Origin of the sequence: Pseudoduganella sp. LjRoot289 (assembly GCF_964252925.1) — a bacterium.
GTDB lineage: Bacteria > Pseudomonadota > Gammaproteobacteria > Burkholderiales > Burkholderiaceae_D > Rugamonas.
This window is the reverse complement of the sequence record NZ_CAXUPN020000001.1, coordinates 3,677,147-3,700,115: the sequence shown is the minus strand read 5'-3', so window position 1 is coordinate 3,700,115 and position 22,969 is coordinate 3,677,147. Positions and strand designations below refer to the sequence as shown.

16 protein-coding genes are annotated in these 22,969 nt (G+C 54.9%); 8 read left to right on the top strand and 8 right to left on the bottom strand.

Annotated elements, in window-relative coordinates; all coding sequences use genetic code 11:
* Nucleotides 1-108 precede the first annotated feature (108 nt).
* Nucleotides 109-2,361: a putative Ig domain-containing protein gene (locus ACSQ8Y_RS15820; RefSeq protein WP_436267402.1), complete on the bottom strand. Its 2,253-nt coding sequence runs from the start codon at nucleotides 2,359-2,361 to the stop codon at nucleotides 109-111.
* A gap of 208 nt (nucleotides 2,362-2,569) precedes the next feature.
* On the opposite strand from ACSQ8Y_RS15820, the gene ACSQ8Y_RS15815 reads away from it, so the two are divergent.
* From ACSQ8Y_RS15815 to ACSQ8Y_RS15800, 4 genes are all read left to right on the top strand, one after another.
* Nucleotides 2,570-5,140: a TonB-dependent receptor domain-containing protein gene (locus ACSQ8Y_RS15815; protein WP_436267401.1), complete on the top strand. Its 2,571-nt coding sequence runs from the start codon at nucleotides 2,570-2,572 to the stop codon at nucleotides 5,138-5,140.
* A gap of 476 nt (nucleotides 5,141-5,616) precedes the next feature.
* On the top strand, nucleotides 5,617-7,269 hold the full coding sequence (locus tag ACSQ8Y_RS15810; RefSeq protein WP_436267400.1) for a methyl-accepting chemotaxis protein: 1,653 nt from the start codon (nucleotides 5,617-5,619) through the stop codon (nucleotides 7,267-7,269).
* Nucleotides 7,270-7,365: 96 nt separating this feature from the next.
* Nucleotides 7,366-7,815, top strand: coding sequence for a response regulator (locus ACSQ8Y_RS15805; RefSeq protein WP_436267399.1), 450 nt, complete (start codon nucleotides 7,366-7,368; stop codon nucleotides 7,813-7,815).
* Nucleotides 7,816-8,011: 196 nt separating this feature from the next.
* On the top strand, nucleotides 8,012-9,238 hold the full coding sequence (locus tag ACSQ8Y_RS15800) for a family 1 glycosylhydrolase (protein ID WP_436267398.1): 1,227 nt from the start codon (nucleotides 8,012-8,014) through the stop codon (nucleotides 9,236-9,238).
* 128 nt (nucleotides 9,239-9,366) lie between these two features.
* Here ACSQ8Y_RS15800 and ACSQ8Y_RS15795 read toward each other — a convergent pair whose 3' ends face one another.
* Nucleotides 9,367-10,344, bottom strand: coding sequence for a DUF4424 family protein (locus ACSQ8Y_RS15795; protein ID WP_436269840.1), 978 nt, complete (start codon nucleotides 10,342-10,344; stop codon nucleotides 9,367-9,369).
* A 205-nt stretch (nucleotides 10,345-10,549) separates the two neighbouring features.
* Nucleotides 10,550-10,924, bottom strand: coding sequence for an SDR family oxidoreductase (locus ACSQ8Y_RS15790; protein WP_436267397.1), 375 nt, complete (start codon nucleotides 10,922-10,924; stop codon nucleotides 10,550-10,552).
* A 712-nt stretch (nucleotides 10,925-11,636) separates the two neighbouring features.
* On the opposite strand from ACSQ8Y_RS15790, the gene ACSQ8Y_RS15785 reads away from it, so the two are divergent.
* A complete protein-coding gene (locus ACSQ8Y_RS15785; protein WP_436267396.1) occupies nucleotides 11,637-12,752 on the top strand; it encodes an AAA family ATPase in 1,116 nt (371 codons plus the stop codon).
* Entirely contained in the window at nucleotides 12,749-13,435 is a 687-nt protein-coding gene (locus tag ACSQ8Y_RS15780; RefSeq protein WP_436267395.1) for a DUF4276 family protein, read from the top strand. Before ACSQ8Y_RS15785 ends, ACSQ8Y_RS15780 begins: the two co-directional genes overlap by 4 nt.
* Nucleotides 13,436-13,623: 188 nt before the next feature.
* On the opposite strand, the gene ACSQ8Y_RS15775 is transcribed toward ACSQ8Y_RS15780, so the two are convergent.
* Together ACSQ8Y_RS15775 and ACSQ8Y_RS15770 are read right to left on the bottom strand one after the other, a co-directional pair.
* Nucleotides 13,624-14,400 (bottom strand): HNH endonuclease, encoded by a 777-nt coding sequence (locus ACSQ8Y_RS15775; RefSeq protein ID WP_436267394.1) that lies wholly within the window; start codon nucleotides 14,398-14,400, stop codon nucleotides 13,624-13,626.
* A gap of 244 nt (nucleotides 14,401-14,644) precedes the next feature.
* Nucleotides 14,645-14,995: a helix-turn-helix domain-containing protein gene (locus ACSQ8Y_RS15770; RefSeq protein WP_436269839.1), complete on the bottom strand. Its 351-nt coding sequence runs from the start codon at nucleotides 14,993-14,995 to the stop codon at nucleotides 14,645-14,647.
* 825 nt (nucleotides 14,996-15,820) lie between these two features.
* On the opposite strand from ACSQ8Y_RS15770, the gene ACSQ8Y_RS15765 reads away from it, so the two are divergent.
* Nucleotides 15,821-16,360 carry a hypothetical protein gene (locus ACSQ8Y_RS15765; RefSeq protein ID WP_436267393.1) on the top strand — a complete coding sequence of 180 codons (540 nt, stop codon included), beginning with the start codon at nucleotides 15,821-15,823 and terminating at the stop codon, nucleotides 16,358-16,360.
* Nucleotides 16,361-16,366: 6 nt separating this feature from the next.
* Nucleotides 16,367-16,858, top strand: a complete 492-nt coding sequence (locus ACSQ8Y_RS15760; protein WP_436267392.1) for a hypothetical protein — start codon at nucleotides 16,367-16,369, stop codon at nucleotides 16,856-16,858.
* A 1,524-nt stretch (nucleotides 16,859-18,382) separates the two neighbouring features.
* Here the strand turns inward: ACSQ8Y_RS15760 and ACSQ8Y_RS15755 are convergent.
* The 3 genes from ACSQ8Y_RS15755 to ACSQ8Y_RS15745 are packed head-to-tail and all read right to left on the bottom strand — an operon-like array spanning nucleotide 18,383 to nucleotide 22,602.
* Nucleotides 18,383-20,710, bottom strand: a complete 2,328-nt coding sequence (locus tag ACSQ8Y_RS15755; protein ID WP_436267391.1) for an AAA family ATPase — start codon at nucleotides 20,708-20,710, stop codon at nucleotides 18,383-18,385.
* Entirely contained in the window at nucleotides 20,685-21,350 is a 666-nt protein-coding gene (locus ACSQ8Y_RS15750; protein WP_436267390.1) for an ABC-three component system middle component 1, read from the bottom strand. Before ACSQ8Y_RS15750 ends, ACSQ8Y_RS15755 begins: the two co-directional genes overlap by 26 nt.
* A complete protein-coding gene (locus ACSQ8Y_RS15745) occupies nucleotides 21,340-22,602 on the bottom strand; it encodes an ABC-three component system protein (RefSeq protein ID WP_436267389.1) in 1,263 nt (420 codons plus the stop codon). Before ACSQ8Y_RS15745 ends, ACSQ8Y_RS15750 begins: the two co-directional genes overlap by 11 nt.
* Between the last annotated feature and the right edge of the window lie 367 nt (nucleotides 22,603-22,969).

Here is a 22,969-nt window from a genome sequence, read left to right as displayed (position 1 = left end):
GGCGGCCAGCGATTGCCAGCGGGCCCTGGGCGGCATGCAGGCAAGGTTCGGGGCGTCGGCAACCGCAGGGCGCGCCAGGCCTGTCTTGGCCTGGCATGCCCTGCGCGATCACCGCACGGTCAGCAGCATGACGCCGTGGGCTGGCAGCTCGACGTCGATGGCGCCGCCAGTGCTTGCCAGCGCTTGCTGCCGCCAGGCGTCGCGCGCCTGGTAGGGCAGGCCGGATTGCCCTTTGGCATACAGGGCCGGGTCGATGCGCATGCGGCGGAATTTGTCGCCCATGTTGAAGACGCCGATCGCCTTGCGGCCGTCGGCCAGCGGCTTGACCCAGATCTGCCAGTCGTCCCCGTCCTGCACCCGCCTCGCGGCGCGGCCCAGGATATCCTGGTTAATCGCCAGCACTTCAGTGTTGCCCAGCAGGTTCATGGTGAAGGCATCGAGCTTCGTCAAATCATTGCCCAGCAATAGCGGCGCCGCCAGCATGCTCCACAGGCTGATATGGCTGTACTGTTCGTCGGGTGTCAGCCGTGATGGCTTGGGATCGCCCCAGCCCACATGGCCCACCACCAGCATGTCCGGGTCGTTCCATCGTCCGGGCGCCACGTGCTGGGTGTAGGGCGCCGCGCTGAAGCCTGTTTCCAGCACGCTGTCCCAGGTATCGAGGATGTCGCCCGTCATGCGCCAAGCCTGGCCGCCCACGTCCGCGCCCCATTCCCACACCTGCTGCTCGCCATACTGGCACAGGCTGTAGACGATGCTGCGCGGTTGCGCCTTGAGCGCCTCGCCCATTTTCTGGTAGGGCAGCATGTGCGCCGCGCGGGTCGGCGTCTTGGCGATCATGTCGCTGTAGCTGCACAAATCGTATTTCAGGAAGTCCACGCCCCAACTGGCGTAGGTGGCGGCGTCCTGCGCCTCGTGCTCGTAGGCGCCCAGGTATTTGCCGCAGGTGGCCGGTCCCGGCGACGAGTAAATGCCGAAGCGCAGGCCCAGGCCGTGCAGGTAGCGGCCCAGGGCCGGCATGTTCGGGAAGCGCTCGTTGCCGGGCAGTTCGCCATCGCTGGCGCGGGCGGCGGCTTGCCAGCCATCGTCGATGTTCACCGAAGACCAGCCTTTTGCGGCCAGCCCTGATTCGACCAGGATGCGCGCGCTCGCGCGCACTTGCGCGTCGCTTACGTTCACGCCGAAAGCGTTCCAGCTGTTCCAGCCCATGGGCGGCGTCAGTGCCAGTTTGTCTCCCGCTTCCAGGGTCCACACCTGGCTGGCCGCGCCTGCCGTGTTTTCCACGCGCAGTTCGATGGGATAGCTGCCGGCGGCGGGCACGGTGCCTGCGATGACGCCGGTGGCGGCATCGAGCGTCAAGCCGGCGGGCAGCTTGGCGGCCGAGTAGCGCAGCGGCGCCTTGCCGGTGGCGGGAATACGGTGCGCCAGCGGCGTGCCGGGCCGCGCGCCCAGCACGCTGGCGCCGTGAATGGCGGGCACGGCGCTGTCCGGCGGCGTCAGCAGGTAGGGCAGCGGCAGCCGGGAGGCGATGCTGTGCCCGGATTGCGCGTCCACGTAGCGCAGGCGCGCCTCCACCCCGGGACCGGTGGGCAGCACCCAGTTCAACGTGCGCGACTGGCCTGCGGCGAGGGTGAATGCTTGGGCCTGGCGCTGCAGCGTCTTGCCGCTGCGCTGGTCGAACAGCTCCATTACCATCCGGCCGCGCTGACGGGTGGGGAAGTCGTTCGCGGCGTTGAGCGAGACAGCCACTTTGCCGTCCCGGCGGAAATCGAACTGCGCCCGTTCAGGACCGAAGCGCAGGCCGTCCGCGCGGTTGGGGATGCTGATCGAGGGCACGTCCCGGTGGAAGCCGCCACCGCCCACGCCGTCATAAACGCGGATGGCGATCACATTGTCCCGGTCCCAGCGGAGCGGCACTTTCGAGAGGTCGGCGTGATAGTCGCGCACGGCCTGCCAGCGCCCGTCAAAGCCGCCGGGGGCATCCGGCATGCGGCCGGTCTTGCCGATGGGTACGCCGTTCAGCCAGGTCTCGTCCGCATCGTCGATGCCGGAGAGGTAGACCCGCAGCCGCTGGGGCCAGTCGCTGCTGGCTTTGAGCGAGGAGGGGATGGTCACGTGGATGCGGTACCACGAATAGCCGTCGTAGCCTTCGAAACCCTGTTTCTCATAGTTGCGCTTGGTGTCGATGGTGGCCCAGCTGCTGTCGTCGAAGTCTGGTTGAGCGCGGCGCGGGTCGTCGCCGGTGGCGAAGCGTGCTTGCGGCATGGTAATGCGGCCGGGCGGGGCGCCGGCCGCGCCATAAGCGTGCTGCAGAAGGATGGTGCCGCTCAGGCACGCGATCCAGTGGCGTAGTGTGGTCATGGGGTCTCCTTTATTGGATTTTGCAATCGATTGTATATCGATATGGATATCCTACCCCAGCCAAAAACGGGGAGCTATATGTCTTCTTAACTAAGCTATGACGATTATGGATAGCTCACTGCAATCGATTGCAATCCACGAGCATGCGCGCTAATCTGTGTTTGTTCGATAACGAACCACCATAACTAATCTAATCAAGGAGACCATTATGACTACCCATCCACCAGGCCGCCGTCCCGCTTTGCGTCTGCAACCGATTGCAGCACTGCTTGCATCCTCTTCTTTCGCCGCCCTGATCGCCGTGCCGGCGCACGCCCAGCAGGAGTCGCCGGCCACCGCCGCGCCGGATGCGCTGCGGCTTGACACCGTGGTGATGACAGCCAGCCCGGCGGGCAAGTCGAAAATGCGCAGTTCGGTCTCCGTTTCGGATGTTGAAAGCCAACAAGTCGCCGATTTCGGTCCGCGCAGCGAGGCCGAGGTGCTGCACTTGATCCCGGGTGTGCGGGCCGAGAGTTCGGCCGGTCCGGGCGGCAACTCGAACATCACGGTACGCGGGCTGCCGATCTCGTCCGGCGGCTCCAAATACGTGCAGTTGCAGGAAGACGGCCTGCCGGTGGTGGAATTCGGCGACATGAATTTCGCCAACAACGACTACTTCATCCGCTACGACGCCAATGTCGACCGCATCCAGACCGTGCGCGGCGGTTCCGCCTCCACCTTCGCGTCCAACGCGCCGGGCGCGGTGATCAACTTCATCAGCAAGACCGGGGAAGAGGAGGGCGGGACCATCGGCATGACGCGCGGCCTCAATTACAAGGAAACCCGGGTGGACGGCGATGTCGGCGGCAAACTGTCGGACCACCTGCGCTACCACGTCGGCGGCTATTACCGCAGCGGCGAAGGGCCGCGCCGCACCGGCTACACTGCGCTGGAAGGCTACCAGCTCAAGGGCAACCTCACGCACGATTTCAATGGCGGCAAGGGCTACGTGCGTCTCAATTTCAAGCTGCTGGACGAGAAGGCGCCCACCTATACCTCCATGCCGGCCTTCGTCAGCATCGCCGGCAATACAGTCGGCGGCTTCTCGGCCATCCCCGGCCTCGATGTCAGCAAGGACGCTGTGTCTTCTCCGTTCAACAGCACGGTGCCGGTGGTGGGGCCGGGCAGCACGGCCATCAGTGCCGCCAGCCTGGGCAAGGGCATTACGATGAGATCGCGCGCCGTTGGCCTTGAATTGCACAATGAATTCGACCACGGCTTCACGCTCGACGAAAAATTCAAGCTGTCCCGCAACGCGTCGTCCTTCCAGACCCAGTTCCTGAACCTCAACTCGCTGGCCGACATCCTGGCCGGCTTTGGCGCCGGGTCGTCCGCCGTGTACGCGAACGGCCCCCGTGCCGGACAGGCCGTCACGCAAGCGAACCTGGCCACCGGCTACATGTCGCAGAACGCCGCCATCAACACCCTGGCGCCGGAGATGGACCATATGGCCAACGACATCAGCCTGTCGAAGAAATTCAGCCTGGGCGGCAGCAAGCTGAACGCCCGTGCCGGCCTGTACCACGCGCGGCAGGACGTGGTGCAGCAATGGGCCATCAGCGAGCGCTTGACGGAAGTGGGGCGCGACGGCGCGCTGATCGACGTGCGCAACGCCGCCGGCACCCCGCTCACCAGCATGGGTCTCACCGGCTACAACAACCAGTGGGGCGGCTGCTGCGCGCGCGATGTGGATGCGCACTACAAGGTCAATGCGCCTTATCTGTCCCTGAACATGGAGGCGGGCGACTTCGACTTCGACGCCAGCCTGCGCCATGACCGCATGCGCGCTTCGGGCAAGTACGCCGTGCCGGTCCCGCTGGCCGGCGGGCTGGACGTCGACGGGGACGGGCGGATCGCCGGCGCCGAACGCAACGTGCTGGTGGCGGACGTGGCCCACGCGCGTCCGGTTGCCTACGCGGTCGGCTACACCTCGCATTCGCTGGGCGCCAACTGGCGCGTCTCGCGCGACCTGAGCGTGTTCGCCCGCACCAGCAAGGGCGGGCGCGCGATCGCGGACCGGCTGCTGTACTCGTCCAATATCGACCCGGTGACAGGCACCCTGGCCCCCGGCGCGCAGGAGGCCGCCGTCGCCACCGTCAAGCAAAGCGAACTGGGAGCCAAGCTGCGGGGCAGCGCAGGCTGGGGCAAGTACGGCGTGTTCGCCACCGTGTTCCATGCCACCGTCAACGAGTACGACTATGACCAGACGCGCACGGTCGGTCCCAAGCTCAACCTGATCGGCTACAAGGCGGACGGCCTGGAACTGGAAAGCGTGCTGAGCGCCGGCAACTTCAGCCTCAACGCCAACGCCGTCTACACCAAGGCCAAGATCACGCGCGACCTGGTGGGGCAGGCCAGCGGCGCCAGCACGGTGGGCGGCGTTCCGGGCGGCACGCCGGACTGGCTGTATACCATCGCGCCGCGTTATTCGGCCGGCGCGTTCACCCTGGGCGCCGTGATTGTGGGGCAGACGGCGGTGTGGTCCAACAACGGCAACAACTTCAAGGTCAAGGGGCGCCAGCTGGTGAACGCATTCCTGAACTATGAATTGACGCCGGAACTGAGCCTGGGCTTGAACGTGAGCAATCTGTTCAACAAGATCACACCATCCGGCGGCATCGATCAGGGCTCGCTGGCCGACGTGCGCAGGCTGGGCGCGGTGGTGGGCGCGGGGGGCGTGGCCTCGTTCCGCCCGGAATCGCCGCGCACCGCCAGCGTCGCGCTGCGCTATCGCTTCTGAGCATCGCATGTCCCGCGTGTGCGTTGTGTTCCCGATGTAACAAGCCGCGCGCTTAAATTTGAACCAAGTGCAAACCGTGGTCGCGGCGGTCCTAGGTCGCGGCCAAGGTTTTCTTAATTGACAGTGCGCGGAGAGTTCATCGTGCCTCCGGTCGGCGCGTTGTTCGCCGACCGGGCTGTGGCGGAAATGCAACTGCCAATTTGCGCGCGGAGCGAGCCGACTGCAGACGACAGCGCCGCATCCGCTGGCTTGCAAAGTAATAATTGGAGAGAATTGAGCGAAATTTCTGCGGCACAATAGATTATGTCCATGGCGTTGGCCTGCCGGGCTACGCCACACAGGGGCTCGCAACAGCTACATGGTGCTGATACCTGCGGTACCGCCTTCTTCATGCTTACCATCGAATTGCATCACCGACTGCACCATCGGTCGCCTGAGCCCAGGCCGCCTGGAGTACATCAAGGGAGCGTTTGATCATGTCCAAATTCCTCACACTGGGCGTCCGTCTCGGACTCGGGTTCGCAATCGTATTGCTGCTGCTGGCGGCAACGATCGTGATCGCTATCGGCCGTCTGGAACAGCTGAACAGCGTCACGGAAAAAATCGCGGGCAAGGACTGGGCGAAGGCCGAGGCGGCGACGACAGTCGATACCTATGCGCGCGCCAACGCGCGCCGGACCATGGAACTGTTTGTCGCGGCAGACAAGGGGCAAGCGGCCAAGATCCTGGAATACATCGATTCCAACAAGAAGACCATCTCGGCGGCGCTGGAGAAACTCGATGCCCTCGTGTATCTGCCGGAGGGCAAGGCCCTGATGGTAAAAATCAAGGAAGAGCGGGCCGCCTATGTCGTCTCCTTTACGCGCCTGCGGCAATTGCTCGAGGCTGGAAAGCGCGACGAAGCGGTGCGCGCACTTAATGCGGAAACCTTGCCGGCGCTCGACGCGCTGCAAAGCGACGTCAAGGCGCTGGTGGCGTTCCAGAAGAAGCAGATGGAGCTGAGCGCGGAGGAGGCCAGGCAGAGCTTTGAAAGCGCGCGCAGCCTGATGCTGACGCTGGGCGTTGCCGCCGTCGTGATCGGGCTGGCGTTCGCGCTGTTCCTGACCCGCGGTATCGTCAAGCAGCTTGGCGGTGAACCGGAATACGTCGCCCAGATTGCCCGCCAAGTGGCCGAAGGCGATCTGGCGACCATGGTCGACACCCGCGCCGGCGACAAATCGAGCGTGCTGTTTGCGATGAAGACCATGGTCGAGAGGCTGTCCCAGGTGGTCAACGAGGTCAATGGCAGCGCCACCGCGCTGGCGGCGGCCTCCGAGCAGGTCAGCGCGACGGCGCAGTCGCTGTCGCAGGCATCGAGCGAGCAGGCCGCCGGTCTGGAAGAGACCAGCGCCTCGATGGAGCAGATGACGGCCTCGATCGCGCAAAACACGGAAAACGCCCGGGTCACCGACGGCATGGCCAGCAAGGCGGCGAGCGAAGCGAGCGAAGGCGGCCAGGCGGTCAAGGCGACAGTCGGGGCCATGAACCAGATCGCCACCAAAATCGGCATCATTGACGACATCGCCTACCAGACCAATCTGCTGGCGCTGAACGCGGCGATTGAAGCAGCACGCGCAGGCGAGCACGGCAAGGGTTTCGCGGTGGTGGCGGCCGAGGTCAGGCGGCTGGCCGAGCGCAGCCAGGTGGCGGCGCAGGAAATCGGCCAAGTGGCCGGCGGCAGCGTGGAGCTGGCGCAGAAAGCCGGCCGGCTGCTTGACGAGATGGTGCCGAATATCCGCAAGACCTCGGACCTGGTGCAGGAAATCACGGCCGCTTCGGAGGAGCAAACCTCGGGCGTGGGACAGATCAATGCGGCCGTCGGCCAGTTAAGCCAGGCCACACAGCAAAACGCGGCGAGTTCGGAAGAACTGGCGGCGACCGCCGAAGAGATGAGCGCCCAGGCGGAACAACTCCAGCAGTTGATGAGCTTTTTCAAACTGCGTGGGGTGGAGCGCCGGAATGTCGTCACGCCGCTGCACAAGGCGCGGCCTTCCAATGCCGTCGTGAAGAGGCAGGGCAATGCCAATGTGGCGCGTCACTTGGCGCTGGCAGAAGGCGAGCCCGACGAGGCCCAATTCACCAGGTTCTGAGCATCGCATGCCCATGCGATAAGGACGGCAGCGCCAGGGCTGATCGACTATCGCTGCGAGCCCGTTTGAGAGATCGAGTCGCACGAAAGGTTCAATATGGGTAGTGTCAGCAGATTATTCCCCAAGCGGGTTCCGGAGGCCGGGTCTGAGGCCGGCTTCCAGCCGCCACGGCAAGCCTGCATACTGTGCGTCGACGATGACCGCAACGTGCTGGCGGCGCTGTCCCGCTTGCTTCACAGGCAGGGCTATCGAGTCTTGACGGCCGCCTCGGGCGCCGCCGGCCTGGAGGCGCTCAACCGGGAACCGGTCGATCTCGTCATTTCGGATATGCGCATGCCGGAAATGGACGGCACCCGCTTCCTGATACTGGTGCAGCAGCGTTGGCCGGACACGATGCGTTTGCTGTTGACCGGTTTTGCCGACTACCAAGCGATCCGGGACGCCATCACCCATGGCGAGATCTGCCGTTACATCGCCAAACCATGGGACGATGGCGACATTCTGCAGGCGGTGCAGCAAGCCATCGGACTCGACCAGCCTCGATAGGACGCGAGAGTCGGCGGCCGAAGTCGGGACTATGTTATCCAAGGCACGGTAAAAACAGTAGGCCGTTCTTATAGTGCTGGTTCTACGGGCAAACGCTTGGCGAACGGGGCAGAACATGAGATCCGATCCTCCTGGTTTTATCTTTGCAACTGGTATCGAGAACAGCATTCCTACCATAGCTGCCGGTAGAGTCCGCATGGATGAAATGGAAAAGTGCGGGCATTACCGGCACTGGCGGCGGGACTTCGATCTGGTGCAGGAAATAGGCATCTGCTTCCTGCGCTACGGTCCGCCCTTGCACAAAACGCTGGTAGGCGCACGGCGTTACGACTGGTCTTTCGCCGACGAGGCCTTCCTTGATTTGCGCCGGCGCGGCATCGTCGCGATAGTCGACTTGTGCCATTTTGGCCTGCCTGACTTTCTCGGCAACTTCCAGAATCCGGAGTTCCCCGAGATCTTCGCCGACTATGCGGGGGCTTTTGCGCAGCGATACCCCTGGATCCAGCTCTACACGCCCGTCAACGAGATGTCGATCTGCGCCCTGTTTTCCGCCCTCTATGGCTGGTGGAACGAGCAAATGCGCAGCGACAGGGCGTTCGTCACAGCCCTGAAACATCTGGTGAAGGCCAACTTGCTTGCCATGCGCGAGATTCTCGCGCTGCGCCCGGACGCGCTGTTCATCCAGAGCGAGTCTTCCGAGTATTTTCATGCCCAGACGCCTGGCGCCATCGGTCCGGCCGAGACCATGAACGCCCGCCGCTACCTGTCGCTGGACCTGAACTATGGCCGCCGCGTGGACTCCACGATGTACGAATACCTGCTCGACAATGGGATGACGCGCGATGAGTATCACTTTTTTCTGAATAACAACCTGAAGCATCACTGCATCATGGGAAACGATTACTACCAGAGCAATGAGCACCACGTTGCTGCTGACGGCTCGACCGGGCCGTCCGGGGAGATTTTCGGATACGCCGTCATTACACATCAGTACTACAATCGCTACCGCCTGCCCGTCATGCATACGGAAACCAATCTCTGTGAAGGCGCCAGCGGGGAGGAAGCGGTCCGCTGGCTGCGCAAGGAATGGGCGAACGTGCTCCGGGTGCGCAACAACGGCGTGCCCCTGGTCGGCTTCACCTGGTACTCGTTGACGGATCAGGTGGATTGGGACACCGGCCTGCGCGAAAACAACGGCCGCGTGAACGCCTTGGGGCTGGCCGACCTCGACCGCAATTTGCGTGCGGTTGGACACGCCTACCGCGACCTGATCCACGACTGGACCGAAGTCCTGCCCACCCAAAGCGTGTGCCTGCAGGTACCGCTGTCGCTCAGCGAGGATTACCCCGGGGCCCCAGTCGCGGCGCCGCGTGTGGTGCCGGAGCCGACTGGGGAAACGAGCGCGCCGCAAAACACAGAATAGCTGACAGGCTGGCGGTTGGGAGGCCGACTTTTTGGTGCGCGTTTTTGGTTTCTTCTGCCGTGCACAGCGACGCCAGAAGCTGATGGGCAACCTGAACAGTGTGGTGGCCTGCAGAAGGAGTTTGCGAGTTAATCCTTTAACGGCGCCAGCGTGTAGAAATTCAGGAGCAGCTTGTCCTGCGGCGTGTAATTGCGCATCTTGAATTGCAAGGTCTTGTTATCGACACGCGCCGGCTTGCCCGGGAAGCACAGGGAAACAATCTGATCAGGCGATTCCTTGCTGATATTGAGCGTGAACTCGCCGATGGCTCCTTTCCAGTTGCGGCCGGTCCCGAGCACATATTCAACATCGTTCATTTCCACATACACCGAGCGCGCACCGCCACCAAGCAGCTTGCGCAAACGGTTTTCCACCGCCCGGCTGCCGCCCTCGTCCAAACAGGCCTGGTCGCCATCATCCTTCGATGAACGCAGGATGTCGGGCTGGGGTGCCAGGCGCGACTTGTCGTAATTGCTGTAGACCCGGCCGGTAAAGGGCCGGTAGGCGTGCCGTACGCTGAGGTCCCGCCGTGCCGGAAAGGTCTGCCGCCAGTGCGCCGTCTCCAGCACGCGCCAGCTTGGCCACGTGCCTTCCACCGCTTTCAAGTCGCGCAGGCGGGCGACTACGCTGTCGGGCAGCTGGACGCCCTCCATCCCCTCCGCATCGCCAAAGGTACGAAAGATCTGGCTCTCGCTAAGTCCTGCCTGCCGCAACGCGGCGGTGATATCGCGCTCCCCCAGCATGGCCTTGCGTTCAATAGCAGCCGCCACGGCCTGGCCGTTGACCTCGATCACGAAGGTGTCGACCGGGCCGATGTTTTTCCAGTTTGGCATTTGCTCCGGGTCCCAGTAAAACGCTGGCATCGGAAACGCCACCACCGTGTCGACGGCGCGCGGCGCTTCGTTCCTGAAGCGGTATTGCACGGCTATGCGCGTGGGCGAAATGGTCAGGTTTTCACTGAGCATGCGGATTTCGCTGGATTTTTCAAAGACCAGGCCGCCGGCCCCGACCCGGGCAACGGTATCGTTTGCCCACGCCGGCCGACCGGCTGCCGCAGCCAGCAGCATGATCAAAGCAATGCATTTTCCTGTTTTTTCTGTATATGTAGTCATTGAACGGCGAATAAGGAGCGGCCACACAGCGCCGGTGCATATTCTTGTATTAGTATTAATTTTTAGGATGTTATTTTATTTTCAGTAACACGAAACGTTCAATGAGCTACTTGCCGGGCCAAACGCTTGGCCTGGGGAGCCAACGGCGCCTGCCGCCCACCTACAGGCGGCAATGGCGCCCGCCATCGACCAGCAACGAAGCGCCCTGGATAAACGCAGCCTCGCCGGAGGATAGGAACGCAATCGCGGCAGCCACGTCGGCAGGCTTGCCGACTTCGGCTGGTTCGCCGTGCTCGCGCCCAGAAAGTCGACACCCAGCACCATTGACCAGTCCGCTCCAGCCAGTTCTTCGATGGGTTTGAAGATCATCATCCTCGCATTGTGGACAACCACGTCCAGTTGGCCGAAGCGCGCCATGATTTGCTCGACAGCGCGGACTTGGTCCGTCAATGAATACCAGTTGCCTGCTTGCCGGGCACAGGATGGGAGGGACGGGAAGGGGGACCAGAAATGGACCAGAAACAAAAAAGCCCACGAACGTAAATTCGTGGGCTTCCTTGATGAATCTTGGTAGGCCGTGCGGGATTCGAACCTGCGACCAACGGATTAAAAGTGCGGTGAGCGGCCGCTACGCTGTCAGCCGAACTAAGCACTTTCCTATGCATTTTCAACACTTAGTGGCCGCGAATCGGCTGTAGGGTTAGCTCGTGATTGATCGGTTAGGTGGACCAGAGCTGGACCAGACATGCCTGAACGACCGGAAGTGGACCGTCTGTAGGGAACCTCGAAAAACCTACTGCGCGTTGCACTGTCGGCCTGCGATGCTCGCTGCACTGCCCGTACAGATGCGCTTCTCAACCAACATTACCGCCGCTCGATACGGTTTTTCGAGGTCCCCTGTAGTGGGCTCTTCACACTCCGCACATGGATCTACCGTGCACGCCCCCGGAGAGAGGGGGATACTGGGAAGCTCCCGTGAGACTACCGATGTCCGGCCTATGGCAGTTGCCCAAGCGCCCCTCCGAAGCTATGATCACCTTTTTAATGTGGCGTAATCATAAATGTGGCGCTGGCGTGCTGCGAGACAAGTCGGGCCCCAAGTGGGATGATGTGGAGGCTGCGATGCTTCCATGACCCGTTTTCGTGCGAACTTGGTCAGCACTGCGATGGAAGGGAGCGGCGGTTGTACTGACGCCCCTCATTTGAGCCCGACCGAAAAAACACATACTGGGCGGGAGAAGGTAATCATGAGCACAAATAAATACTCGATAAATAGATTAACGATAAAGGGTTTCAAGTCTATACGAGAGCTTGATCGGTTCCACTTGGATCGACTAAATGTCCTTATCGGAGCAAATGGGGTTGGCAAGAGCAATTTCGTTTCTTACTTTCGCATGCTCGGCGAAATGATGGAATTACGGTTGCAAAATTGGACTACGAATCAGGGTTCAGCGGATCGCATTGTCAGTTTCGGTGTTAAGGAAACGGATGAGGTCGAATCGTTCATCGAATTTGGACTAAACGGATACAAGTTTGAGCTGGAGCCGACAGTCGATGGTGGGTTCTCGTTTTCAGAAGAACAGTTATTTTTTGATGGTCCATATTATGGAAAAAAATGGATACCGCTCGGCTCGGGGCATAAAGAGGCGAAACTAAAAGAAAAATTCAAGTCCTCTAGTAAAGGCGATGTGGCTGATTATTGCTACAATTCAATTGCTAGTTGGAAGGTTTTTCACTTCCATGACACGAGCGATACTGCTGGGGTGAAAAGACTGGGCGCACTCCAAGATAACGAATATCTTCGGCCTGATGCATCCAATTTAGCAGCCTATCTTTACAGACTCTCTGAAGAGTCATCCGACGTCTTTGATCAAATTCAAAAGACAATTCGTCTTGCGATTCCATTTTTTGATGAATTTGTCCTTAAGCCTAGAATGATGAAAACTGGGGAGGAACAAATTCGTTTGCTTTGGAAGCAAAAGAACAGTGACTATTCTTTGTGGCCAAGCCAGCTATCTGATGGATCTATTCGTTTCATTTGTTTGGTTACTGCGTTGCTTCAGCCCGATCCCCCTTCTACGATCATTATCGATGAGCCGGAATTAGGGCTGCATCCATATGCCATTACACTTCTTGGTTCTCTTTTAAGATCTGCTGCCACCAGAATGCAGGTGATTGTATCAACTCAATCTGTTCCTTTGGTTAATGAGTTTTCGATTGAAGACCTGATCATTGTTGAGCGTGAAAATGGTGGAACTGTATTTAAGAGACATGGAGAAGAAGAGTTTAGTACGTGGCTCGAAGATTATTCTGTAGGTGAGCTTTGGGAGAAAAATATCCTGGGCGGGAGGCCGCGCAAATGATTCGAATTCATGTGATTTGCGAAGGGCAAACTGAAGAGATGTTTGTAAATGAAGTTTTGGCAGACGTTTTCTTGATAAGGGGTATTTGCCTGATCCCTGCTTTAATTGGAAAGCCAGGGCATAAAGGTGGGAATTTTAAATTTGAACGTTTGCTAACAGATGTTCGCGCGCGCCTCCTTGATGATAAGACGGCATACTGCACTACCTTCTTTGATTTCTATGGTTTGCCTGAAGATTTCCCCGGCAAGGAAAAAGCAAAGGGGAAAAACGGAATTTCCCAAAAAGCTGATTGCTTGTTGAGTGTTTTGACAGAAAAACTTAGGACCAAACTTGGTGACGGCGCTCTGCGGCGGTTTATTCCATACGTTCAAATGTACGAATTTGAAGGATTGCTTTTTAGCCACCCGGAAAAATTAGCCAAAGGAATAAATCAGAATAATTTGAGTGGTGCGCTACAGAAAATTCGAGACGCATTTGATTCGCCAGAGCATATAAACAATAGTCCAGTTACTGCTCCAAGTAAGCGTATAGAAGAACTCTATTCTGCCTACGATAAGCCAATACATGGTTCGCTCGCGGCAATTGAAATTGGTCTCGACGTTATCAGGAAAGAGTGCGGTCGGTTTGATGAATGGCTTAAGAGACTTGAGGCTTTACAACCGAAGGAGCCTGATTTTTCTTGACTGAGTACTACATAATTCCGACAAGCCTCGGCCAATATTCACTGTCCGATGCTCGCCGGAATGTAAGTTGGGCAAGGACATGGCGTCATTAGAGAAAGCAATTCTTCCAAAGACAGGATTATATGTTGAAAAATATGGTCTAATTTGATTGAGGCCGGGTTGGTTGGAATTTTAGGATTACTTCGGTTTTAATATGCAGTCCTAGAAAACTCTTCAAACATATCAACTAAACTTTGCATTAATATTTTTATTTTTTGCAAAATTAACTTGTCATTTTCATCAAGTAAGAATTTGTCGTTTTGATATTTTGCAAGAGAATTCCCATATAGCATATCAAAAGTGATTATGTAATTAGATGCGGCAATCTCTTGCGCGAGCTCTCTTAATCTTCCATATATAGCACTTCTACGGGCCGAGAATTCTCCATTAAAAAGACGCTCCGGATGGTTGACACCAAGGTTTAACTCTGAAAAATAACGATATCGTTCTATGCCATTAAAAGCCTCATTGGTTATCCTAACTGGGGAATCCTGGAGTCTCAGAGAATGGAATATACTGTTAATTAAAGGTTCTATCTTCTTCAGAAATGCTTGTGCTTTTTTAATTTCGTCCGCGACATCGAAAGTACCTTTCATCCCACTATGATCATTTTTTCCATAAACGGCTGCCGTAACCCATAAGTCGCCACCGCCACCTTGACAGATTTGCCACCATTGGTCGCGTTGTTTACGAAGTTCTTCCGGTGAATATTTTATGCCAAGTGGATGCTGCGGGTTATAGTGCCCGGCGTCAGCATGACATTCATAGCAGAGGCAAATTGCATTCTCTATAGAGTTAGAACCTCCCTGTGCCTCTGGATTTATGTGGTGTACATTTGCGGCCAAGCCAGCAAATTTATGACAAACGCAGCAGCGTCGATGAGATTTAACTAAAACATCTTCTCGTATGGCTGGTGTAAATGGCATGAATTTCTCAATAGAAATGTGGTTAAATGATTTTTTGCTGAATTTATTACTTTGGAAGTATAGTTTGGTGATAATTTAAGGTGAATTCAAAAAATAATTGCAATTATAGGCGTTGGTTCAGGAAAACCAGGAAATCGCCAAACCTGCTATAAGTCTCCGAATCACTATTAAAGGTGAACAAGGCGGGCGGGACGAGTCTTCGGCAAGGTCAAATCAAATTAAAATCTCCAATAATCGACGAGTACTAAGTGGCATTATCGGCTGACCGGTTTGCTAGATAATCGCAGCACTGCTTAAGAAGAGAGCAGGCGAACTCCTTGTCTCTAGGACTCAATGCAGCAAGCCATGTTGAGATAGCTTCAGCGTCATCAGTAGGTTTCGGTTGCTCCTCCGACAACAGTTCGCTAGCCGTCGTATGCAGCAACGACGACAGCCTCTCCAGCGTTACAAGCGAAGGCAAATGCTTCCCACGCTCGAAACGTGACAGGGTCTCAGTATCCACCCCTAGACGTTCGGCAACCTGAGCTTGGGTAAGCCCCAGCGCACGCCGACGGATCGCTATGTTCCTCGACAGCTTCGCCGCCAAGTCATCCATTTCAGCTGGCGTGGATGAGTCTAACTGTTTGCTAGTTGTCATAAATGTTGAGCCGTGAGTCAACAGTTATTGTTGATCGCCTCGCGCTTTTGTGACAGAATCAAAAGTGTCGAGTCGTTACTCGGCGTTTTGCACCGATAGGAGAGGGCACTGAACATGAAAACGACAACTTCCACCCGTAGTCAGGCAAGCAATACGACCGCATGCGGAGCCAACGCACGCGTCGCTTACTCTGACCGTATGTCCGGCAACACCTACACGCCCAAGCGCATCAGCAATCGCTTAGATCTCGGTTGCATGAGCTGCGGCGGTGATATGCGGGGTGATGTTTGTAGCGAATGCGGATGGTATCCGGGCCGATAAGCCTTTTTGCGCGGAGGTTCCGTGGTAAGCGACAAATAACGGATCACGATCGCTCATCGAATCACCCCGTATTTCCGATATATATAATTTTCATGAAGCCTTGAAAGCAGGCTTCTCCCGTTACATCAAAGCTTTCCCTGCAATGCCATGCATGGTCCATACCGCGTTCGTTTCGAGTTAGGCACCAGCCACTTCTAGAAACGTAGACGGTCTTACATCCGAATAACCCAAAGCCCGAATGGTCATCGACCACTCGGGCTTTTTCTATTTCAAGGTCTGAATTGAAAAAGCAGAACCATATCCCATCCATCCGCCCCAAATCGAATGTCATTCGGAAGGTAGCGCAAGTCATTACTGCTACCAGCCCACCGACGCCATCAGTACCACCTAGGCCCAGCTCGCTGGACCTGAAAATTTCCCTTAAATATCGCCGCTAATCACATCCGTCCAAAGGAACTCTACATGAATGCTAAATCGGCTAAGACTAACAGCGAAGATGTGCAGGCCATCAGCGAGGAGGTTGCGAAAGTGCCTTACTGGCTACTCAAGGACGGCAAGTGCAGGAAGCTTGGTAAGCAATCCGAAGGGGGCATCAAGTACCAACTGCTTGCCAGTGATGATCGGGCGCATCTGCATATCCGCATCACCCAGAACGAGGGGGGCGGGTACTACAGCAAGGAACTGGTCAGCTTCTCCCAAGTCGAGGAATGCTTAAGCCATTGCGACCCAGAGAAGCCTTTCCCCTCTAAAACGTTGAAGGACGCATTCGTCGGCCGCAGCAGCAATAACGCCGGATTTCTCGCCGCGATACTTCGCGAAGAAGGCTTGCTGGACGCCGCCAAGGAACCCGACTCTCAACATATGCTTTCGGCGGATATCGCAGCCTGGAAGCAAGCTGCCCTTTCTCCGCAGGGGACCAAAATCGAGATCTACGCGCCGTCGGCATTCGACCTCCCAACACCAGTTAGCAAAAAGACGCTGACCCTGCCAAGCAAAACCTAACAGCCTATGCAAAAGCCAAACCATACAATTATCGTCAACTGGAAGAAGCGAGGCTTCGGATGTGAAAAGAACTGCACCTACTGTAATTGGAGGAGTTCTCCTTATCTACCAAACGGTGCTCAAGAGCTCGATGCCATATCCGAGTTCATCGCTCAATGTCCGAAGTCCTTTATCACCATCAGTGGCGGCGCGGACCCACTCTACAAGATTGAGGAAAATCGTGGTGCTCTGCTTACGATGATCGGTGCAGTCAAGGAGCACGGCTTCAACACAAGGCTGATAACTCGCGAAATTGCCGCCGTAGCCAGCTTGAAAGGCCAGGTGCAGCAAGTCTCGATTTCTCTCGACAGCGACGTGATGAATGAGATCGAACACCATCGGAAAAATTGGAGAGGTCTGGAAGTAGAGTACTCATTGGTACTGCCGCCGCTTCCACAGGCAATGCTTCATCAGCTCATGCCGCAGTACTCCCAGCTTCAACGCAAGCTAGGCCAGTAACTTGTCCACGCGTCCGCATCGCCACGACCTGCTTAACCGTATGCTTGTTCTCCAGCATCGGCATCCCAGGTGTAACGATCTCGACCAGCTCCTGGAAGCGCTGGCAAATCGGTCCGCTCAGGTCAAGCTCGCACATCTCAGAGCCCACGATCATAGCGATTAGATTTCCTGCACGCTGGCGCAGTGCGCCTTCGTGCGAAACTCGGGTAACTATAATGCCTCCAAATTGTTAAAGAACGAGACGCGGTGACTTGCGTTATCTAGTGCTGTTGTGCACCACGGAGAGCACTGTAGCATCGACTTTTTGGCCTGTCATCTGATAAAAACAGTGTCTTAAAGGCAACTTTTGCCTTGCGATTGTGCAAACAACGATAGTGCTGCGACTGACCAACAGGCTCGGAATTCTGAAAACATAATTGTCCGGATAAAATGGGGACTTTTCTCCGAGGATTTACACCGCTATGCTCTCAGCCTCAGAACAAGCGCACATCAAGCGGCATATACAACAGTTTGATGGATATTCATACGCTGAGATCGCCGCAGCACTCACCATGCAGTTTGGGCGGGAGATTACCCGAAACACTGTTCGGCACTACCTCAGTCAGATAAAAGCCCGCATCGGCTTGTCTAAGGGGCGGCCTAGCGGTACTACCCGTGATGTCGATACATGGGATCAGCTGGTGCCGGAGCTGCTATCGCTTATCGGCCTCCCTGTCTCGCGCCTATATAGAGAGTTATCGAAGCTGGTTGCGCCGCAGCGCTTACCTTTGAGGAGGACTGCCTTTCATGAGCGTAAGGGCCTGCGCACGCCGGCTAAGGTCTCGATGAGAGCGGGGAGGGCGGTATCACTCCTGCAGCGCTGCCGACTGCGCCTCAAGATCGTGGAAACCTGTCTCGGCGACCAGACTCGCACATACCTGTTCGGGTATGAGGAGCTACCAGGGTACACGGCGTTCAACGTCATCCCGCCCACTGGACCCACTTTACAAACTATAGCGGGCTTCATCAAGGAAGTAGAAGACCATCTAGCGTTACCAGTTCGTCGGGTATGTTTAATCAACATGGAGCTGCCCCCATCGGGGAAGGCCAAGCGATTAGCAGGGATCGGGATGGAGTGTGAAAATATCAAGAGACCCGCAGCACCGATAATCAGCCCGTATTCGCGAAGCGCAGAGATTGATCTGCTCCACCGACTGACGAAAAAGCAGAACGACGAGACGGCCCGAGTGAACGTCGCCGCGATCAGGGATGCCATCTCTTGCTTCGTCAATCAGGAACGGCTAACTGGAACTAAATGGGAGACCCCCGCACAGCGCGCAGTCACGTGCGGGCTAGAGGCCGAAGCCGATGAGCTAAGGCCGTATCTCAGCAAGCGGTTCAAGCTGCATCGGCCTAGACGGCGCCCATAGCAAGCGGAGTCAGAGGAAGGGAGTGGTTGGTTTCAAATCCGCTCCCTATATCCCCCAGGTAGCAATGTACACCAGCGACAAGAGAGCCGGACGAGAGTTTGTTAGTACATTGCCGCTACGAGGCTGCTTTTACCATTCGTTGCATATTGAGCGAACTTGTCGTCAATCCAGCCCGATTGAAGCGGTAGCGCATGTATGCCGAAATATCGTCTTCATGAGACGATACGATGAGCTGGCAATGCTTGAGTTCACATCGAAGCAAGTCGGTTAGAGATGCAACGTTTACCTCGTCAAGCGACTGAGATGGGTCGTCGATAAGTATGAGCGGAACTTCTGCATACACCTTGTTGAGCGAGAGGAAGAAGGCGAGGCTGAGCGCTGAAACTTGGCCCGTGCTCATGGACATAACCGCGTCATGATCAGATTTTTCCGCTGTTAGGAACCGCAGTTGCTTGCCATCCTGGCTCTCAATGAATAAGCCGAGACCGCGCTGGTAATTCTGGATGAGTCGTCCACTATAGATGTGAAAAATGAGTTCAATTGCCGAGATAGTTTGATCAGCGTACTTTTGCTCCGCTTTTTTCAAGGTCGTAAGTAGTTTGTTGACCTTGTCTTTGGCTTTGTTGGTAGCATCGTTCTCGCGTTGAATTTTTTGAAGTGCTTCCACGCAATTTTGAAGCCTGCTGCTCTGGGCTTCATTAGCTTTAATCGTGATATAGAGCTCTTTGTTTTTCAGATCTTGAACATCAAAGATATAAAAATCCTTTAAATCCTTGAAGACCGCATCGATGGTTTGATGCCAATCTTCCGGCGGCACCACGGTTTCATCCGTTTTCTTCGCGCGCATCAAATTACTGAGTTCTTCAAAGCGCGCGGCTGCAATTACATCATCCTCGTTAAATGCGAAGGTGATTTGAATGCCATCTGCCCGAAGTCGTTCGGCTAATTGCTGGATTGCGGGGAGTCGGGGCTTGACTTCAGTCAGTGCTTTATGTAGCACACCGTTATATCCAGACTTCAGAATTGCCTCCTGGCCCTGAATATACGTCTCAATGGTGTTGAGCTCGGCAGTCATTGAGGCGATCAAAGCGACAAGCGCTTTACCATCCGACCCTAAGTCATTATTGATCTTACTCGCCCGCTCCTCAACAGCCTGGAGCATTAATGCGTGAGATTCCCAGTCGGTCCCGCACAGTGGGCAAAATTTTTCGTCAGAAAAGAGCTTGGCATGCTCATCGAGGAGTTTCTGCTTCAATGTAGCCAGTTCGGCTGCGACACTATCGTTCTTATTGTTCTTAGTCTGTAGTGCATCGCGCGTTGTGATCTGCGTCTCGAACCACTCTAGCCGCCCAATGGCCCAACTTGGAAGCGTGCGGGCCTGCTCCACCGTGATGATAGAAGCCCCTTTTTTGATGATTGCTGTTGCTTTAGCTAGCCGGTCAATCTCACCTTTAGTTTTGTCTAGGTCATCCAGCTTGTTCACATCAGTGCCCAAACGAGCCAGACTGTTTAGTGAAGTATTATGTAGTTTAATGTCTGCTTCAATAGCTTCATTTTCGGCTCGGATACGGATGGCTGCTTTTAGAGGGAGCAGATCACTTAGCGCGTGAATGGATTTCAGAAATTGGGTGTGAACGTCTTGGACATAGGTAGGGAAGGGCTCCTCCTTGTCCCAACCGGGTTGGGGTTCAGCGCTCGATAACTTTTTAAATTCAACGCCGCCCAAGTCGGCTTGAACCATTTCACGCAAAGCGTTGCACTCATTTTTGAGCGCTTCTTCCTCTGCTTTACGCTTTTCATCATTTAAATACTTCGTGAGTTTCGTGGCAATTGACCGGCAGTTTTCAATTTCTGCCGCCACGTCGCTAATGTTGAACAAATTTCCGAGCGCATCTTTACGCTCATCGACCCGCGTGTGAAGCAGTTTGTTCTGTCCTTGCTCCAAATAGTTCAGGAACGAGAAGTTTTCCCTGAAGTTTTTCCCAAATACTTGATCGAGGAACTCGTCCCCACGTTTATTCTCTGATGTGTAAGCTTTGGGGTCGAAGTCGGGCAGCTCGTAAAGCGTAAAGTGCTTGAACCTATCCGCGCGGTTGTTTGCTTTTGTTTCGAATGTTTTTGCGGGAGCATGCCGGGCGAGGACGAGTCGGCGATCGCCAAATGCGAATTCGATCTGGATTGCAAGGTCTTTCTTACCGGAACGAGTGTTCCAAAACAGGTTGTCATCGTAGTTACTTTTATTTTTTGTCATCAAGGTAGAAAAGAGATTAGAGATTCTCTTGATCTGACCTGTGAGTAGTAACTCGATGGCATCAAAGATACTGGTCTTCCCGTAGCCATTTGGCCCATCCAAGGTTAACAAAGATGAAGTGCCTAAATTCAAGTCTACGTGCTTGAAGGCTTTGAAGCTAAAAACTTCAATTCGAGTTATTTTCCAGCTCATTTTTTATTAATTCCTTGATTAATTCGTCTACGTTATTAGCAGTGAGTTTTTGAGCGATTTTGTATGTTGCGTCGAGCTCGGCTTCAGCGACCGCCTCAGCTGCTTGAAGGCGCAAGGAGACGAGTTCCCCTCGCGTGAATGGAAGCTCAAGAAAAGGCAGTTTAATGAAGATTTTTGCCGCAACACTGTACTGCGTAGCCGCCAGCGGATTACTCTTATAATTGCTGAACTGGCTCTTGTCAGAGATTGTCGCTATGAGTTTGTCAAAGGAATATTCTTGAATTGCACTCGCTTCGGCATCGCTGTAGTACAAAATATATTTTTTGAAGAAATGCGGATCTTCTTCGATAGCAAATATCTGCTCTTCGTTGTCTTTGAATTCCGCAAGCTTGTTCACTTGATGAACGCAGATCAAATCGCAGTTTTTCTTGAACGCGGGATGATTGAGGAAAGATTCAGGGGCCGACTGGTTTATGGCGGCATTTAGTTCTGCTGGAGAGTGTAGTTCGTCCAGTTTATGCAAGATTACAAACCGGATCGCCGAGTTGGTTTCGCGAATGTAAAAGCTTGTCAAATCGGTCTGGTGCTCTTTCTCGAATTCATGGGCAATCAGTGCTTCGTCAATTATTCTATTTATCATTTAGTCGAGCCTCCGCGTCTTCTTTGGTTATTATGCTTAAGCAAAGTGATTTTGTGATATTACTGTCAATCCGTGCGATAACGTCTTGATTGCTCAGATCATCAGAATTCGTGTATTTTGTGTTGATAATGAATGATTTGATGGATCTGCTAGGGATCAGATGGTTATACTCGAATAGGAGCTTAAGGAGATCACCATTGCTTTCCATTTCTTCCAGTAAATCTGAGGTGCAGCCTTCGTGATCATCGATTAGAGGGAGATCGAGAGCTGTTGGGAGGTAAAAGGTTTTGCTTTTATCTAAGTAATGAGGAAATTGTTTGAAAATAGGCTCAACGTTCATCGCCTCAATGAGTTCGGAATAACGCCTGATGTCAGCTTTTTGAATAGTTGAAAATCGCTCGGAGGGCTTGATTAACTGACAAAGCGCTTTCATTTCGCTGATTTCAATGGCACGAATATGCTCAAATAGCTTGCATGCTCTAGAATATGCATCATCACTCATCATGGCCAAATTTTGATCCAGCCGATTCTCAAGATGATTATGTAGATCAGATTTTAGTTCTATTGCATAGTAATCAGCGTCGTTATATGGATTTTGATTAATAATGTCGTCTAAAAGACTTTTGGCAGTAATTCGATTTGTATGCGCAGCCTGGTTGGCTTTGTTTTTATCTTCTTGCACCATGCGATGTATTTCAATTGCCTTTGTGCTTATTTTTTCCGAAAGAAGGCAATAGTTGTGTTTTAATAATTTTTCACTTACTGTTATACCACGGCTAGTGCAAAGCTCCCGAATGATCTCTTTGGTTAAGCCCTCTATTTCGCCTAAACCGCAGTGCTTATTTGTGCCGTAGGCATAGAATTTAACGGTTTCACCATTCGCCCCAATGTGATCATTGGTATCTTCAATTTTAACGGATACATGAAAGTAACGTGAAATTCCTGCAGTTCGATCCAATTCGATTGCTGCGGATTTTTCCAAGGCGACAGAATACACGCTTCGATATTTTCCGATTTTTGCTTTTACTTGATGAGCGCTGATCAGCTTGCCGTTTTTATAGATCGCAAAATCATCACTGCTATCTAATTGAAGTTCAAAATCTAGATCGCCTTGATTGATCAGCTTTAGGGCGTGGTGTAGCGCTATTTTGCCTTGATAGACGTACCCACTCCATGTTGTTACTGCTGTGGCTGGATAATCGTCATCCTTATCGTTACTCACCTTGTCTACCTCACCAATCGAATATTCCAAGTTGAACGCTCATGACTAGCGCTTTGGTCAAATTTCGTTTTAGACGAAAATCCCGAAATCTCAGCTTTGAACTCGGCTGTTAGCAGAAGGATAGCACTCTTGCCGTGTTGGAAAATACGCACAATATCACGCGGCAATCTTGAGACTCAGACGGGACTCAGACGGATCGACTACAAAAAGGGCGGGGCGACACAGATGGCGGCGTCCTACAAATCAGCTCTCATTTTGCGGGCTGGTTCGGGGAATTTTTTAAGCGCTCTAAGGGCGCGGTCACTCTATACAGCGGCGGTGGGCAGAACTACGGCTTTGGGGGCGGAGCCAAGCGCTACAATACATCGCCGGGCCCCTTGGGTTGGTTACTAGCCGC